Annotated in this window: 8 protein-coding genes; 5 read left to right on the forward strand and 3 right to left on the reverse strand. The window is 44.2% G+C overall.

What is annotated here, in order from left to right; all coding sequences use genetic code 11:
- Positions 1 to 14: 14 nt before the first annotated feature.
- Both ACKWCA_RS02630 and ACKWCA_RS02635 read right to left on the reverse strand, forming a co-directional pair.
- Entirely contained in the window at positions 15 to 575 is a 561-nt protein-coding gene (locus ACKWCA_RS02630; protein WP_413976583.1) for a sugar O-acetyltransferase, read from the reverse strand.
- The gene (locus ACKWCA_RS02635; protein ID WP_413976584.1) at positions 572 to 2,350 is read right to left on the reverse strand and encodes a glycoside hydrolase family 36 protein; all 1,779 of its coding nucleotides are present in this window, start codon (positions 2,348 to 2,350) and stop codon (positions 572 to 574) included. The genes ACKWCA_RS02630 and ACKWCA_RS02635 overlap by 4 nt, the downstream gene beginning before the upstream one ends.
- A gap of 562 nt (positions 2,351 to 2,912) precedes the next feature.
- Here ACKWCA_RS02635 and ACKWCA_RS02640 point away from each other — a divergent pair.
- The 5 genes from ACKWCA_RS02640 (at position 2,913) to ACKWCA_RS02660 (ending at position 15,996) form a co-directional block, all read left to right on the forward strand.
- Complete coding sequence (locus ACKWCA_RS02640) at positions 2,913 to 6,017, forward strand: SusC/RagA family TonB-linked outer membrane protein (RefSeq protein WP_413976585.1); 3,105 nt, start codon at positions 2,913 to 2,915, stop codon at positions 6,015 to 6,017.
- A 28-nt stretch (positions 6,018 to 6,045) separates the two neighbouring features.
- Positions 6,046 to 7,575: a RagB/SusD family nutrient uptake outer membrane protein gene (locus ACKWCA_RS02645; protein ID WP_413976586.1), complete on the forward strand. Its 1,530-nt coding sequence runs from the start codon at positions 6,046 to 6,048 to the stop codon at positions 7,573 to 7,575.
- Positions 7,576 to 7,671: 96 nt separating this feature from the next.
- Positions 7,672 to 11,190 (forward strand): VCBS repeat-containing protein, encoded by a 3,519-nt coding sequence (locus tag ACKWCA_RS02650; RefSeq protein ID WP_413976587.1) that lies wholly within the window; start codon positions 7,672 to 7,674, stop codon positions 11,188 to 11,190.
- The gene (locus ACKWCA_RS02655; protein WP_413976588.1) at positions 11,187 to 14,690 is read left to right on the forward strand and encodes a VCBS repeat-containing protein; all 3,504 of its coding nucleotides are present in this window, start codon (positions 11,187 to 11,189) and stop codon (positions 14,688 to 14,690) included. Before ACKWCA_RS02650 ends, ACKWCA_RS02655 begins: the two co-directional genes overlap by 4 nt.
- Complete coding sequence (locus ACKWCA_RS02660; RefSeq protein WP_413976589.1) at positions 14,677 to 15,996, forward strand: vanadium-dependent haloperoxidase; 1,320 nt, start codon at positions 14,677 to 14,679, stop codon at positions 15,994 to 15,996. The genes ACKWCA_RS02655 and ACKWCA_RS02660 overlap by 14 nt, the downstream gene beginning before the upstream one ends.
- A 6-nt stretch (positions 15,997 to 16,002) precedes the next feature.
- Here ACKWCA_RS02660 and ACKWCA_RS02665 read toward each other — a convergent pair whose 3' ends face one another.
- Entirely contained in the window at positions 16,003 to 17,016 is a 1,014-nt protein-coding gene (locus ACKWCA_RS02665) for a GntR family transcriptional regulator (RefSeq protein WP_413976590.1), read from the reverse strand.
- Positions 17,017 to 17,058 lie beyond the last annotated feature (42 nt).

Here is a 17,058-nt window from a genome sequence, read left to right on the forward strand (position 1 = left end):
TAGTTGGTTTCAATTTACGAATTATCTATAGGTTTGAGCACTTTGCACGGATTACCTACGGCCACAACATCGGGAGGAATATCCTTGACCACCACACTGCCAGCTCCGATGACGGAATTATTTCCGATGGTCACCCCTGGATTAATGATAGCCCCGCCACCGATCCAGACATTATCCCCTATTTTTATTGGTTTCGCAAACTCGATTCCTGAATTTCGGGCCTTGTATTCCAGAGGATGGGTAGCCGTAAAAATTTTGACACTCGGTGCCATCATCACATTTGCGCCGATGTATACCGGTGCAGCGTCCAAGATAGTACATCCGAAGTTAGCATAAGAATTTTCGCCCCAATGAATATTATAGCCGTAATCGCAGATAAATGGATTTTCAATATAAAATCGCCCAGCAGTACTACCCAAGAGCTCCTTGAAAAGATGCCTTCTCTGTCGTTCTTTATCCATGGGTATTTCAGCGATTTCCTTGACCAGCCTACGCGCATTCAACCTACCGGCAATGAGTTCCTTGTCAAGAGGATCATACGGTAGGCCCTGGATCATTTTCTCCTTTTCGGTCATGATGTCGCTATCCGTTCGAATTGTATCATTCCACAGGCAGGCACCTCCAAACGGTGCAATCCTTTTGAAAGGATAACCTCACTTTCTAGATGAATGCGTCCCTGGCAATCAAAGACGCTAGCTCTAAATTCTCCAAAATCATCCGAACATCGCAAAACTATTTCCGAAGCCAATTGCGCGTTTAAAACATGAATATGATCGGTACTTGAACTTATGGGAACGACATAATCGTCATGCACGCCAATAATCGTATAACGGTCCGTCACCACTTGTTGTAGCGGATAGTTCGCCAGAGGTCTTGTAGCCTTAAACTGGCCTTTGGTCAAGACATCGGAATGACGGTTCCAATAATGGGTATAAAAACGAATCATATTTAACTCGTCTTCTCGGCAATCTTGCAGAGTTACCGAAAGTTGAGGCACCCCGAACATGATATTCGTTAATTGAAGTGCAGCCACCTCAACCGACTCGGAAGGATGCCATGTGATCATATCGGCATGAATCGCCGTGTTACCACAATACATTCGTAAATCCGCAATTCTTATGCGATTCATGACCGCATCACCAGGGCAATCGAATGCCCTGAACATATTGCCGTACTTCCGCATGGCAGGACCAGTATATTTTTGACGAAACTCAATAAAGGCCGTTGGGTTAATCTGTTGCAATTCAAGCATCACATCGCTCAATAAGCGGTCTACCGCTTGATTGATCGAAGCATAGTCACGTCCATCTTTTGCCCCCATAGGAGTATCTTCATACAGTCGAAAGTCATCGATGAAATCAAGTTTGAATCCGTCAAGGTTCCATTCGCGCATTGCATTGGTATATAGGCCGATCAAGTGATCGCGCACCTCAGGATAGCGTGGATCGAAGACCGGGGCCCAACGATGGTCCTCGGTCAGAAATTTTCCCTTGAACTTTTGGTATGCCTTTGACTTTACACCGCAAAACGGCACGGAATACCAAATGGCCACTTGCATTCCCAATGAGTGTATCTTCTCTACAAAAGATGCCATATCGTCGATACGATCGGGCTGCCAGTCTCCAGTAAAATCATATCCCCGATTTGAATCGATGGTCTGCCAACCATCATCGATGATGATCGAACAATAGCCCAGTTCAGCAGCAATGCGACACTCATTCAATAAGGTCTCTTGATCTAAATTCTGATGGAACTGGTACCATGTTGAATAAACAGGTCTTCTAGCAATATCAGGAACCGCTATTGGGCGCAGTTCCTCAAATGTTTCCCACCAAGGACTTACATCCTGTAAACTCCTAGAAAAATGCACATCCCTAAAATCAAGATGTATTTGAAGGTCATACGCGGTTATCGCTCGTTCCGGCTTAGAAAAAATAACGATTTCACAATAGATATGATTATCCTCTTCCCGCAATACGGCATCAAGTTTCAGGGTATTGATGGCATCATTACAGGCAATGGTCAATACGTTGACGTCATCGTGTCCGAAAACACTCAGGATCGGTGCATCTACCGAAATTCTAGATTCCATCGGTTTCAACTCCCAATCCGCCTGAATCCGTTTTGAAAAGTCCGTGGAAGGCTTCCATACGCCCTTCACGTTCTTTCCCGGAAACTTCCATCGTAACGAAATCGGCTTCGGAAATTTTGGGGCCTCACATCGTACTTGAAAATCATAAACTATAAGGTCATCCGCATCACTGATTGTCGTTAGACTCGTTTTTACATCACGCTCTTGACAATCGACATGGACAGGGCAATGGGTATAGGAAGTTAAATTGGTGGTCATTACGGTCATGTTTATGAATTGCAATCATACAAAATCTTCTGATAAATCTAATGACTTCGAAGTTGGTATCCCCATAAATTCGCTAAAAGCCAAGTGATGCGGTATCTCTTGGCTTTTTCAATAACTCAAAAATTGTTAAACTAACAGCGTAAACAGTACTATGATATACTATGCTACAAGTCAAATATATAACAATTGTTTCAATATTCATAAGCATGGTTTCAAATAACAGCTATTTTAAAAATTTAAGCTCATTTACTTCAAAAAAACATACTTATCGGGAAAATCCATTTTTTATCTGAATAAAGACAATGAATGCTACACATATTTTGTGATCGATTAAAGGGCATAAAAAATACATTTTCACCAAATTAATAGCATCATTTTTTGTATTTGTGCTGATTTTGACATCATTTTTATCGAATTATTCAATTTTTATTCTAAATTTGTTTTTGTAGCATAGAGTATCATAGAACATGCATGAACGATGTAGCCATTTTACGGTTTTTTTTGAGCAAAACCCAAAAGGTCATTATTACTTAACTAACTTAAACTATTGATTATGAAACAAAATTTGACAGAGCAGAACAAGGCGTGGACCTATGGTCTCCTATTTGTTTTGATGTTGCTATGTGGAGCTTTTTCCATTCAGGCGCAGACCGTAACCGGAAATGTGGCTGACGATGTCGGGCCCTTGTCAGGAGCCAGCGTTGTGGTCAAAGGAACAACAGTAGGTGCTGTCGCCGACTTTGACGGCAACTACACTATTGACGTGCCAGAAGGTTCGAACACCCTGGTATTTTCTTATGTGGGTTACTCCGCGCAGGAAATCGCCATTGACGGAAGGACGACTATCAATGTTGTAATGCAAGAAGATGCAGAGGCACTGAGCGAGGTTGTAGTTGTCGGATATGGTACGCAAAGAAAGGCAGACCTTACCGGAGCAGTTGGCTCCATTGACGCAATAGAGATCGTAAAACAACCCATTGTCAGTCCCGATCAGGTCTTGGCAGGTACCATCTCGGGTGTGAACATCACCAACCGTAGTGGTGACCCTGGAGCACCGATAAGTGTGAACATTAGGGGTGTGGGCACCTTGAGTGCCGATGCCAACCCGCTATATGTGGTTGATGGGGTACCCCTTGTAGGAACCAATAACATTACGGTAAATACTTCGTCGACAACCGACTCTAACCCGCTCGCTAGTATCAACCCAAGTGATATTGCATCGATAGATGTTCTTAAAGATGCGGCATCAGCAGCCATTTATGGTGCTCGAGGTGCTAACGGTGTTATCATTATCACCACTAAAAAAGGAAACCGAGGTGACCCAAAAGTCACCTACGACGGCTATACCTCCCTAGCCACGGCACGTGAAACCATTGATGTGCTCAATGTGCAACAATACATCGCTATTCAACAGGAGCTGGGAAGAGACTTTTCCGCTTTCAGTGGACAGCCCAACACGGACTGGCAAGATGCCATTTTCAGGGATGGCTTTGTTCAAAACCACAATGTTGGCGTGAGCGGTGGAGGCGAAAATGGCACCTACTATATCTCTGGTTCCTATCTTGACAATGAAGGTATTCAACAAGCACAGAACTTTACCAGATACTCCCTTAGGGCAAATTCGGAAATCAAGATCGGAGAACGCTTGAAGTTTGGCGAATCATTACAAATCAGCCAATCTGATAGACTGACCCAAAGTGAAGGCGCTTTGAATGCCGGGTTCAATGCAGCACTAAACGCCCCATTTTTCCAGATTTTCGGTGATGGACCATTTGGATACAATTTATCGAATCCTGATACTAGGGGAAACGCCACAGGCAATAACCTAGTGCTACTTACCGACGAGCGGATCAATAGAACAACCATACAGAACAGAAAGGTTCTTGGTCATTTCTACGGGGAATGGGAAATCATCGACAACCTTAAGTTGCGCCCTTCCATAGGTATCGACTACAATGTTGGTTCAGGAGACTTCTTTCAAGCAGCCACTACACTGGATGGTAATTCAGACAGGCAATCGTTGCTAGTGCAATCAAGACCGATAGAATTAACAGTGACCACTGGGGCCACACTATCGTATGACAAGACCTTCGGAGATCACAATTTCGGGGCCCTACTCGGTTTTGAACAAACGAAATTCCGATTCAATAAAGTAAGACTCCAAGGTAGAAACCTATTCAATGATAATTTTGCGGCCAGCGGGACGGCAGTTGCAGGCGCCAACGAAGCCGATTTATTTACCCTTCAAGGTATCATCGGACGTTTGACCTATAACTACAAGGGCAAATACCTGGCTACCATAAATGTTAGAAGAGATGCAACATCCAAATTCGGAGAAGACTTCAGAGATGGCGTTTTCCCATCAATTTCAGTGGGTTGGAGAATCTCACAAGAAGATTTCTTTAACGTCGATGCTTTTGATGATCTAAAGTTAAGAATTGGATATGGAGAACTGGGCAACCAAAATCTTGGAGACGGAACAGCAAATACCTTTCCCTTCTTAACAACACTCAATAATAATATCTTTTATGTAATCGGCGATGGGCAAGGAACTGTAGTAGGACCCGCTCCAACGACCTTTGCTAACCAATCCATCGGATGGGAAACTTCGAAACAAATCGATATAGGTCTTGATTTCAGTTTGTTTAAAGGTAAAGTAACCGGGGTTTTCGATTATTTCAAAAAGACAAACGACAATGCCTTGGTTCAACTGCCACTACCGTTTGCCAGTGGCTTCTTTTTACCGGCGCCTACCAATGCGGGTAAAATCACCAACTCAGGTATTGAATTGGCATTGAATTACAAGAACAAAGTAGGCGAGGATTTCGAATACGGCATAGGTGTCAATCTAACCACCATTAAAAACACGGTTCAAAGTTTGGGTCAAGTAGATCAAATCATCGCCGGTGTTGGTGGTGCTCAGAGCCATCGAACTATAGTTGGAGAAAGCCTAGGACATTTCTTCGGTTACAAGACCAATGGCCTCTACCAAAATGCAGCAGAGGTTGCAGCTGCCGTACCCGATGCTAACGGCACCCCCTCTCCAGGTGATGTCCGGTTTGTGGATGTCAATGGGGATGGCGTAGTAGACGCAGGCGATAGAACTTTCTTAGGAAGTCCATATCCTGGTTATTTTTATGGGGTCAACTTGCAGGCCAAGTATAAAGGATTTGATTTTTCAATGCTCCTAAGAGGAGTAGGAGACCGACAAATTTACAACTCCTCAAGAGTAACCCTAGAAGGGATGACGGGCACAAACAACTTTAGCACTCAGGTCTTGAACAGATGGAATGGAGAAGGCTCTACGAATTCCAGTTCAAACCCGAGATTGGCCATCGGAGACCCCAATGGAAACAATAGAATCTCTGATCGATTCATTGAAGATGCGGATTACTTGAGAATCCAAAATGTACAATTGGGTTATAACCTATCACAAGAAAAACTGGAGCGCTGGACGAAAGGTTTCATATCGAACATGAGGTTTTTTGTCAGTGCTCAAAACTTGGCCACGTTTACAGGTTACACCGGGTTTGACCCCGAAGTAGGCCGAGCGCAGAGTTTCCAGAAAGGAAACAACCCATTGGCGACCGGACAAGATGACGGTCAGGCCCCATTACCAAGGGTAGTTCAATTAGGATGGTCCGTTAGTTTCAAATAAAATTGTTATAATAAAAGATAGAATAATTATGAAAACAAAAGTTTTAATCCTAGTAGGAATCTTTGCCCTTACGATGTTTTCGTGCAGTGATGAGCTAGATCTGAAGCCTTTAGATAGTGTGACTATCGATGGATTCTACAACACGAGGGGTGATTTTGACGGAGCGATATTCGCCGCCTATTCTTCCATTCAAGATTTTTGGGGCACCAGTACTGAGACACTTTCAGAACGCGGTGAATACTGGAAATTGTCAATGGTCATTACCGATGATGTGTCGGCCGATCCGGTCACCGCAGCTGGAGATCAGATTTCGATAGATATCGACAATCTACAATTAAGAGCAGCGGATGTACCCTATGCCGCTGTTTACACACAAATTTATGAGGGAATCTACCGCACCAATCTGGTTTTGGAAAATCTGGAAGGAGAAAATGAGCTGTCTGCAGCAGACAAGACGGTTTTAGAAGCAGAAGCAAAGTTTCTTAGAGCGTGGTTCCATTTTCAAGCCTTAAAGATGTGGGGGACACCTCCAATATCCGACAAGGTGTTGACTGACATTAATAACTTGGCCTTGCCGAATGCTACCCAAGATGCGCTGTATACTTTTATATTGGCCGATTTTGCCACCGCTGCCGCAGGTTTGCCTGATTCATGGGATGCAAGCAATACCGGACGTGCTACGGCCTGGGCCGCAAAATCCTTTATAGGAAAAGTAAATGTCTTCAAAGAAGATTGGCCCACAGCGATAACCGCTTTGGCCGATGTTGTCGATAATGGACCTTATAGCTTGGTACCCAATTATGAGGATGTATTTTCCTTTACGAACGAAAATAATTCAGAGTCCATTTTTGAAGTTCAGTATGGCGGTCCTCAATCCGATGACAACCTTTGGGTATTCGATGATACACATTCCGAAAATTTCAAGGCCTCACAGGGAACAGGAAGAGGTTGGTACTGGGATGCCGGTAATGGTGCTCCGGGAGGCAAACTTGGGTGGTGGGCACCCACGCAAGATTTAGTCGATTCTTTTGAAGATGGCGACACCAGAAAACAGACCATACTGTATGAAGACGGTGACATGTACTTTACTACCTTCACCTCTTTACCCTATGACACCGAATGGTCTTCCACCAACTTCACGCTCAAAAAATACAGGGGAGAGGTCAATACCGTTCCTGGCAACCATGCCCCCAACCAACAAGCCGATTTCAACAATGAGCGTTGGTTTAGATTCGCGGAGTTGAAATTGCTATATGCCGAGGCTCTAATTAGAGGTAGCGGCGATCTTAGCGTGGCCAGAATGCAAATCGATGACATCAGAACAAGAGCAGGCCTTGCTGCTACTACGGCAGCTGACGGAGATCTTTTAAATGCAATGATCCAAGAGAAAAGGGTTGAATTGGCTTTAGAACCCCATCGCTGGTTCGACATCGTTCGTTGGGATTTAGGTCCAACCGTTTTTGGCGGTGCCTGGGAAGACCGATTCAGTGTTTTTCCATTTCCACAGTCTGAAGTGGATCGTTCCGGCGGTATGTTAGATCAAAACACTGGTTACTAATATACAGAACACCACGATTCGATAGCTTCAAGGGAATCCAATCTGTTTTAGGAGATTGGATTCCTTTTTTTACTTCTTTGTATTTATATTCGTTAGATGCTCCTAGCTCAAAAAACAAAGCGATTCTCACTACTACCCACGATCTTGGTTTTCCTAGTATTATTGGGTTGTGCCGAGCATGAGAACACCTTATTTACCGAATTGGGCGCGACCCGAACAGGTATTGCTTTCAACAATGCTTTGGTCATTGGAGGGGAGCCAAGCGTACTGGAATTCGAATATATGTATAACGGCGCCGGAGTTGCCGTGGCGGACTTTGACAAAGATGGCCTGCAAGACCTCTATTTCACCGGAAATATGGTGAGCAATAGACTGTATCGAAATCTGGGTGACTTTAAGTTTGAAGATATTACGGAATCTTCCAATACCGGCACAACACATTGGTCGAACGGGGTTTCCGTGGTGGATATCAATCAAGATGGCCATCCAGATATTTATGTCTGCCGTGGTGGTCCGAGAGGGTCGACAGGGTCGGAAAGAGCAAATCTCTTATTTATCAACAAGGGGCTTGAAAATGGAAAGGTGGTTTTCACCGAAGAAGCAGACCATTGGGGTTTGGCCGATGAAAGCTATTCGGTACAGGCAAATTTTTTCGACTATGATGGCGATGGCGATTTGGACATGTACCTATTGAGTAATGCGCTAGTCGATTTCAATAGAAATACCTCAAGACCTAAAGACCGAACCGGAAAAGCCCCCTCCGCCGACAAGCTTTTTCGCAACAATGGAGACGCAACCTTTACCGATGTTTCCAAAGAAGCGAACATTTTGATCGAAGGTTTTGGTTTAGGTGTCGAAGTGTGCGATATGAACCGCGATGGATGGCCCGACATCTATGTCTCCAATGATTTTCTTACCGATGATTTTCTGTATATCAACCAAAAGGATGGTACGTTCGAAAACGAAATTGCCTCCTACATGCAGCACCTCACCTTTAATGGAATGGGCAACGATATTGCCGACATCAATAATGACGGTCTGATGGACGTTGTCGTACTTGATATGCTACCCCCGGATAACAAACGATGGAAACTGACCATGATGGGCAACAACTACGATGAGTTTCAAAATGCCCGCGACAATGGTTATCAACCGCAGTATATACGCAATACGCTACAACTGAACAACGGTAATGGCTCGTTTAGTGAAATAGGCCAAAGTGCAGGAATGGCGGCAACGGAATGGAGCTGGAGCGCGCTGTTAGCTGATTATGACCATGATGGACTAAAAGATCTTTTTATCACCAATGGGTACCGACAAGATATCACCAACCTTGATTTTATGGTATATGGCAACAATATACTGACCATGGGCACTGAAGAGGCCAATCGTGAACAACGTTTAGAAGCGCTCAACAAATTATCAGGTATAAAATTGCCCAACTATCTTTACAAAAACACGGGCGAACTTCGTTTTGAGGATATTTCTACCGCTTCGGGTTTCACCAAACCCACCTATTCCAACGGTTCGGCCTATGCCGATCTTGATAATGACGGCGATTTGGATTTGGTAATAAACAACATTGACGACCCTGCAGGAATCTTTAAAAACAATACGAAAATAGATAGCTCCAATACCTTTATTAAATTCCGTTTTCAGGGTAACGCACCAAATCGAGAGGGAATCGGAAGTCAAGTTGAAATTCATTATCAAGGGCAATTGCAAAAACAATATCTTACTCCATTTAGGGGTTATTTATCGACCGTTGAGAATGCCTTGCATTTCGGCCTGGGAGATGTAGCCATGATCGACAGTGTAAGAGTCACTTGGCCCAACGGAAAGCAACAACTCCTTACCACACTTACGACCAATCAAGAAATTACCCTGCGAGAGAAAGATGCCATCTTACATGATTCAGGAAAGACCAGTTCACCCCGCCAATTGTTCCAAAATGCGGATAGTCTCGATTTAGAATTTACACATCGTGAAAATGAGTTCGTCGATTACAAAATTCAACCCCTGCTACCTCATATGCATTCAAAAAACGGTCCTGGCATGGCAGTCGGTGATATCAATCAAGATGGCCTGGAAGACCTCTATATGGGTGGTGCTTCCGGACAAGCAGGAGTCATAAAGGTTCAACAAGTGGACGGTACTTTTCAAGACATAACCTTCACCGATGCCGCTTATGAAGATATGGGCGCCCTCTTCTTTGATGCCGATGGTGACGGTGATCAGGACCTTTACGTAGTAAGTGGTGGATCATCATATGAAATTGACAACTCACTGTATCAAGATCGTATGTATGAAAACAATGAGGGTATGTTTACCAAAATTGAAGCCCTACCACAGGTAAAAGTGAGCGGTTCAACTGTAAATGGTGCGGATTACGACAAAGACGGCGACCTGGATCTTTTTGTCGGAGGCCGCGTTAGACCGGGAGAATACCCCATGGCACCCGAAAGCATGTTGTTGAAGAATGAAAGCACACCTGAAGGTATTGTGTTCCGAAAAGACCCTGACGCCATAGGTAATGTTCTCTTCGATATCGGCATGGTCACCTCTGCCCTATGGACCGATTTCAATAATGATACCTGGCCAGATCTCATTGTTGTCGGTGAATTTATGTCCATTCGGTTTTTTCAGAACGATTCGGGCAGATTAAAGGAGATTACCGAAAACACCGGACTCGAAAATACCCATGGCTGGTGGAATAGCATTACCTCCGGCGATTTTGACAATGATGGGGATAGTGATTACCTGTTGGGCAACCTAGGCCTTAATAGTAGGTACAAAGCAAGCGCAAAAGAACCCCTGTGCATCTATGCGAACGATTACGACAAGAACGGACAAATTGATCCCGTGATGTGTTATTACATCGATGGGGAAAACTACATCGCCCACTCAAGAAATGACCTTATCGATCAGATCAATGCCATGCGGGTTCGTTTTCGTACCTACTCCGATTATGCCAATACCACATTTGAAGAATCATTTACCAAAGAAGAAATCGATAATGCACATGTCGTTAAGAGTGAAACGTTTGCCAACAGCTATCTTGAAAATCTGGGCGGAGGCAAATTTAGGTTGACCGCATTAGAACAAAAAGCACAGATTGCGCCTATGTATGGAATGACGACCGACGATTACGATAACGATGGAAATCTGGATGCATTGATTGTTGGTAATTTTTTCAGTGGGGAAGTATTTACCGGGCGTTACGACGCCGCAATCGGATGGTTCTTAAAAGGCGATGGCACCGGCAACTTCAGTATCGTTGATGTCAACGAAAGTGGATTCTTCGTTCGGGGCGACGCCAAGAGCCAAGTAACAACGTTCACCGAAAACGAACGTCTTATCGTTTCAGCTATAAACAACGGAGCGATTAAAAAACATACGTGTTCAACAAAGGGAGTGAAAGTCCATAACCCGAAACAAGACGATGTCACCCTACGGATCCACTATAAAAACGGTACGGTTCAAACAAGGGAATTACATCACGGCTCAGGTTATCTCTCTCAAGACAGTAGGAAGTTCACGATTCCCGAAAAAGCAGTTTCCGCATACCTTATTGACAGCAATGGAAACGAATTGGAAATCAAAAACATACAATGAAAAAGCTGGTATGCATAGCGGGTCTTTGTATCGTTCTGATTGCCTGTCAATCAAAACAAACAGAACGGTTTCACTTATTGGATGCCTCCCAAACGGGAATAGACTTTAGTAATGAAATCGTTGAAAACGACAGCGTCAATGTGTTCCAGTACATGAACGTATATACGGGGGCTGGCGTGGCCGTAGGCGACATCAATAACGACGGCCTCACCGATATCTACTTTAGTGGGAACATGGTTTCGGGCAGACTATACTTGAACCGCGGCAATTTGAAGTTTGAAGATATCACCGAGCGGGCAGGCCTCTTAAATAATAGTTGGGGTACCGGGGCAACTATGATCGATATTGATCAAGATGGGTTCTTAGACCTCTATATTGCCGTTTCAGGAGGCGCTCCGCAGTCACAACGTGCCAACTTGCTCTATGTCAACAACGGTGATATGACCTTCTCGGAAAAGGCTCTTGAATACGGATTGGCAGACACACGTCAATCCATGCATTCCGCCTTCTTTGACTATGATAAAGACGGTGATTTGGATATGTATTTGTTAGTAAATCCTGCCGCGTACGAACATCAAGTGAACTCAAGCAATCCGAGAAAATTAGACGGTTCTTCCATTAGCAACGACCGTCTCTATCGCAATGATGGTGGAAAATTCACCGATGTATCACTAGAGACAGGTATCCTAGTAGAAGGCTACGGATTGGGTGTCGGAATCGCGGATATCAACGACGATACCTGGCCCGATATTTACATTTCCAACGACTTTATCGGTAACGACATTCTCTATATCAACCAAGGTGACGGTACGTTCAAAGATGAAATCACCTCCTATATTGGCCACACCTCCTATGCCGGTATGGGTAATGCTATTACGGATATAGATAATAATGGAAAGCCGGATATTATGGTGCTTGATATGCGCCCGGAAGATAATCTACGCCAAAAAATGATTATTTCCTCAACAGGTTATGATCGGTTTCAAATGATGTTGAAAGCAGGCTATCAGCCCCAATACAGCAGAAACACCCTACAGCTTAACCTTGGGCAGGGAAAATTTGCAGAGATCGGAAACATGGCCGGTATCAGCAGTACGGATTGGAGCTGGAGTTCCCTCTTCGGTGATTATGACAATGACGGATACAAGGATCTCTATGTCACCAATGGTTTTCTTAGGGATTTAGGAGACCTTGATTACATTCACTATCAGGGTATTTATGACAATCCGCTTGGTGAACGCGAGGTGAAAAAGACACAGAAACTCAATTCCATCAAAGAATTGCCCCCGGCCAAACTGAACAATTACCTCTACAAAAACAAAGGTGATTCCACTTTTGAAAAAGTTTCCGAAAGCTGGGGCATCAACCATTTAAGCTGTTCCAATGGCGCCGCATATGCTGATTTAGACAACGATGGGGATTTGGACCTGATCGTAAACAATGTGAATCAACCCGCATTTATATACGAGAACACACCCCTTGAGGGACAACCCAATCACTATCTACAAATCAACTTGGTAGGAACAAAAGGAAATCGACAGGCAATCGGAACAAAAATCAAGTTAACTACCCAACAGGGAACACAGCATGAACAACATTTTTTGAGTAGAGGGTACGAATCAAGTGTAGACCCCATACTCCACTTTGGGCTGGGTCAAGAAACTGAGGTAAAACGCATCGATATCCAATGGCCCGACGGTCAACATCAGTTTCTTGAAGGCGTTAAGGCAGATCAGCGCATTACTATTGGACCTGAAGGCGCCGGAAATCATACCCCTATACATGAAGCCGATAGTAGCCCCCTATTGTCAGCAACTCAAAATGCTATTGATTCGATTTTTCAACATAGCGAAGACAATGTAGTCGACTTTAAGTTACAGCCGATTCTACCCCATATGCATTCCAGAAATGGACCAGGCATTGCCGTAGCAGACGTCAATGGCGACCAGTTGGAAGACTTTTATGTAGGTGGTGCAGCCGGGCAATCAGGGGCGCTATATATTCAAAAAGAAACTGGAGACTTCCAGAGGTCTGAATGGCAAACCGACACACAATATGAAGATATGGGCAGCGTATTCTTTGACGCGAATAACGATGGTCACCCAGATTTGTACATTGTGAGCGGAGGAATTCAGCTCTCTCAACCTGGCGTCTACCAAGATCGCCTGTACCTCAACGATGGGAAAGGTACTTTTTCGAGATCGGATGCGCTTCCAGAAATGAAAGCAAGTGGTTCCACAGTAAATGCCGCTGATTTTGATCATGACGGCGACCTTGACCTGTTCGTAGGGGGAAGGGTCGACCCAGGAAACTACCCCATGCCAGCCAAAAGTTATCTTTTGGAGAACCTGGCCAATGAGAATGCGGAAAACCTAATTTTTAGGGATATCAGTGATCAGGTAACAGATTGGGACACCTTGTCTATGGTTACCTCCGCGCTGTGGTCGGATTACGATTCGGATGGCTGGGTAGACCTTATCGTAGTAGGTGAATTTATGCAAGTAGAGTTCTTTCACAATGAAAGGGGAAAATTAGTGCGCTCAACGAGTACGACTGGATTGCAAAAAACCGAAGGCTGGTGGAATAGTATCAATGGAGCTGATTTTGATGGGGACGGCGACACCGACTACATTGTAGGAAACTTGGGTAAAAACCACAAGTATCACGCTTCGGCAGACCAACCCCTTTGTATTTATGCCAATGACTTCGACAAGGATGGCAATGTTGATCCTGTGATGTGCTTTTATAATGGTGATGAAAACTACATTGCCCATTCACGCGATGAGCTCATAAGCCAGATAAATGCAATGAGATCTCGTTTTAAAACCTATAGATCATATGCGGAAACACCATTTAGAAAGTCATTTTTGCCCGAAGAACTTGAAAATGCCTATGTGGTTAAAAGTCATAAATTTGCCAGTAGTTATATCGAAAATCTAGGGGACGGAACATTCGAAATCAGTGACCTGCCCATAGATGCCCAGATGGGTCCTATTGAGGGCATTATCGTTCGGGACCTTGATCATGATGGTTTTGAAGATCTGATTTTGACCGGTAATTCATATGCCACCGAAGTGGCCACAGGAAGATATGATGCACTAAAAGGACTAGTACTCATCGGAAACGGAAGTGGTAATTTTGAAACAATCCCTTTAGAAAAAAGCGGATTCATCAATGATCATGATGCCAGCGGCCTTGCCCTTGTTGAAAGCGACGATAGATATCAAATCATCGTAGCCAACAACAATGGCCCCCTAGCTGTTTTTACCGAAAACCCTCGAGGAGATGCGGTACATATGGTATATGCGGGAAAAGAGACGCAATTTGCCGATATTTATTTGAAAAATGGAACACGCATTAGAAAAGAATTCTATTTCGGTTCGGGGTACCTATCCCATAGTTCGAGAGCTATTCCCATTTATGGGGCCACCAAAGAAATCAAATTCACCGATGTAGCAGGACAAACGAAAACCGTTTATAAGAAAAATGAACTCGAATAGCCTTTTACTTTTTATATGTATTGTCTTTGCCTCTTGTGCACCTAAACATGATCAGGAGAAGCTGGACACTTATTTTGAAGGTAGTATCAGCGCGTACAATCGCAAACTCACCGACGTAATCGTCGCCGATATATTTACACCTCCGGTGGCTAGCAGAATCTATGCCTATTCCAATATCGCGGCTTATGAAGGTATTCGTCTAATGGCACCCGATAAGCCTTCACTAAGTGGACAGTTACATGAATTGGGCAACCTAAGTACTCCAGACCCTAGCAAGAAGTATTACCATCCCCTTACCGCGTTGGTGGCTTTTACGGAAACGGCTAAGCCGTTAGTGTTTGATTTGGAGCGAATTGAAAAGATGCAACAAACCCTGTTGCAAGAAGTTCAAGAGATCGGTATCGATAAAGAGATGTATGACAACTCGGTCGTTTTGGGAAAGACCCTGGCCGAGGAGATTTTGGCCCGGGCCGCGAAAGACGGCTATTTAAGACGCACCGCCCTACCCCGATTTAGTGTTAGCGATGACCCCGGCAGATGGCGCCCTACCCCTCCAGATTATATGGAGGCCATTGAACCCCATTGGCGAACCATTACACCATTTGTTCTTGACTCTGCCGGTCAATTCGACCCGGGTTTACCAACACCATTCGATAGCACTGAAACATCTCAATTTTATAAGGAGGCCAAAGAGGTCTACGAAACCGTAAAAAACCTGGACACCACACAGCTCAATATCGCCAAATTCTGGGATTGCAATCCGAATATATCGACTACCAAAGGCCATGTGATGTATTTCCAGCAACAGATTTCACCGGGTGGGCACTGGGTGCATATTACGGCCCAAGTATTAGATGAGGAAAAATCATCTTTGGTCGATTCTGCCACTGCCCTGGCACAAGTAAGCATCGCTATAGCGGATGCATTTATCAGTTGTTGGGACCAAAAATATAAAAGCAGCCTTACCCGACCGGAGACCTTTATCAACACTTACATCGATCCTGATTGGTCACCCGTATTGCAAACCCCTGCCTTTCCAGAACATACCTCGGGCCATAGTGTTGCTTCATCAGCGGCCGCAACTGTTTTGACCCATATTTTTGGGGACAGCTATGCATTCGTCGACGCCACCGAAATTCCGTACGGGCTTCCTGTGAGGAGTTATCGGTCCTTCGATCAAGCTGCGCAGGAAGCTGCGATTAGCCGCTTGTACGGCGGTATCCACTATAAGCCGGCAATTGAATTAGGGGTCTCGCAGGGAAAGCAAGTTGGACAACATGTATTGCGAAACATTTCTATGGACTAATAGTACTCAAAGCGAGTTGCGGATCATCAAATTCAAGGGCATGATCTCCTGCGTTTTTTCACCATTCTTTATGTGATTTGCCGCCTTCCGGGCCATTTCCTTGAAATCCGTTGAAATTGTGGTAATCCCACCAAAAACGATCTCTTTGACCACATGGTCATTATGGGAAATAATTCCGACATCCTCGCCAGGAACATACCCGTTGTCTTGGCAGTCTCGCAATACCTCCCACAAATAGGTATCGCTGATAAAGAAATAAAGCCTTCCTTTTTTGACTGTTCCAGGAATATATTCCTCGGCAACCTGTGTCGTGATTTCATAATCGGAAACAAATCGCCTGAACGCCTTTAAAATACCCGGCGGGTAGTCCAAGTTATCCGAAAAGAACAAGATGAACTCTTCGTATTTTCGTATTCTAGGAAGAAGCTCAACAAGCTTGTTGAAAGTGGCCTCTTCAAACTCCTGTGCGATATAGGAGTAGTCTTCGGGCATAGCCAAATAACGATCAATAATCAACAACTTCTGGGGATCAATACTGGCCAAAAGCGGTTGAATGCTACCGTCAGGTATAGGTGCAACCACGTACATACCATACTTGCCCCGAATATTATTGAAAATAGATTCAAAAATGGAACCGTTATTATGGTGAAAAAAAACATCGATTTGAAAGCGCTTGCCCAACTCTTTCCGGAACGTATTGTAGAATTCCTCTTGAAAACGTTGAAAGCTAAACAAAAGCAAAGCCACCTTTAAGGTGACGTTCGTCTCTTGGCTGATAATGAAATAGCCCTTCAATTTCTTTGATTCAACAAGACCGCGGTGCTTTAATTCTTCATAGGCCTTGACAATGGTCTTTCTCGCGAAACCCATGTCCTTTACCATCTGATTGATTGATGGCAACTGATCCCCTACGACCAAAATACCAGAATCAATAGCCTCAATGATACCATGCACCAATTGCTCGTGCTTGGAAAGTGTATTAATACTGGCAAGGCTTTTTATCTTGTCTATTAAAGACATGTTGGAGGTTTTACTCGAAATGGTCGGTTTCATGTTCAGTTG

The sequence above is a fragment of the Maribacter corallii genome (assembly GCF_047345415.1).
Classification (GTDB): Bacteria; Bacteroidota; Bacteroidia; order Flavobacteriales; family Flavobacteriaceae; genus Maribacter_C.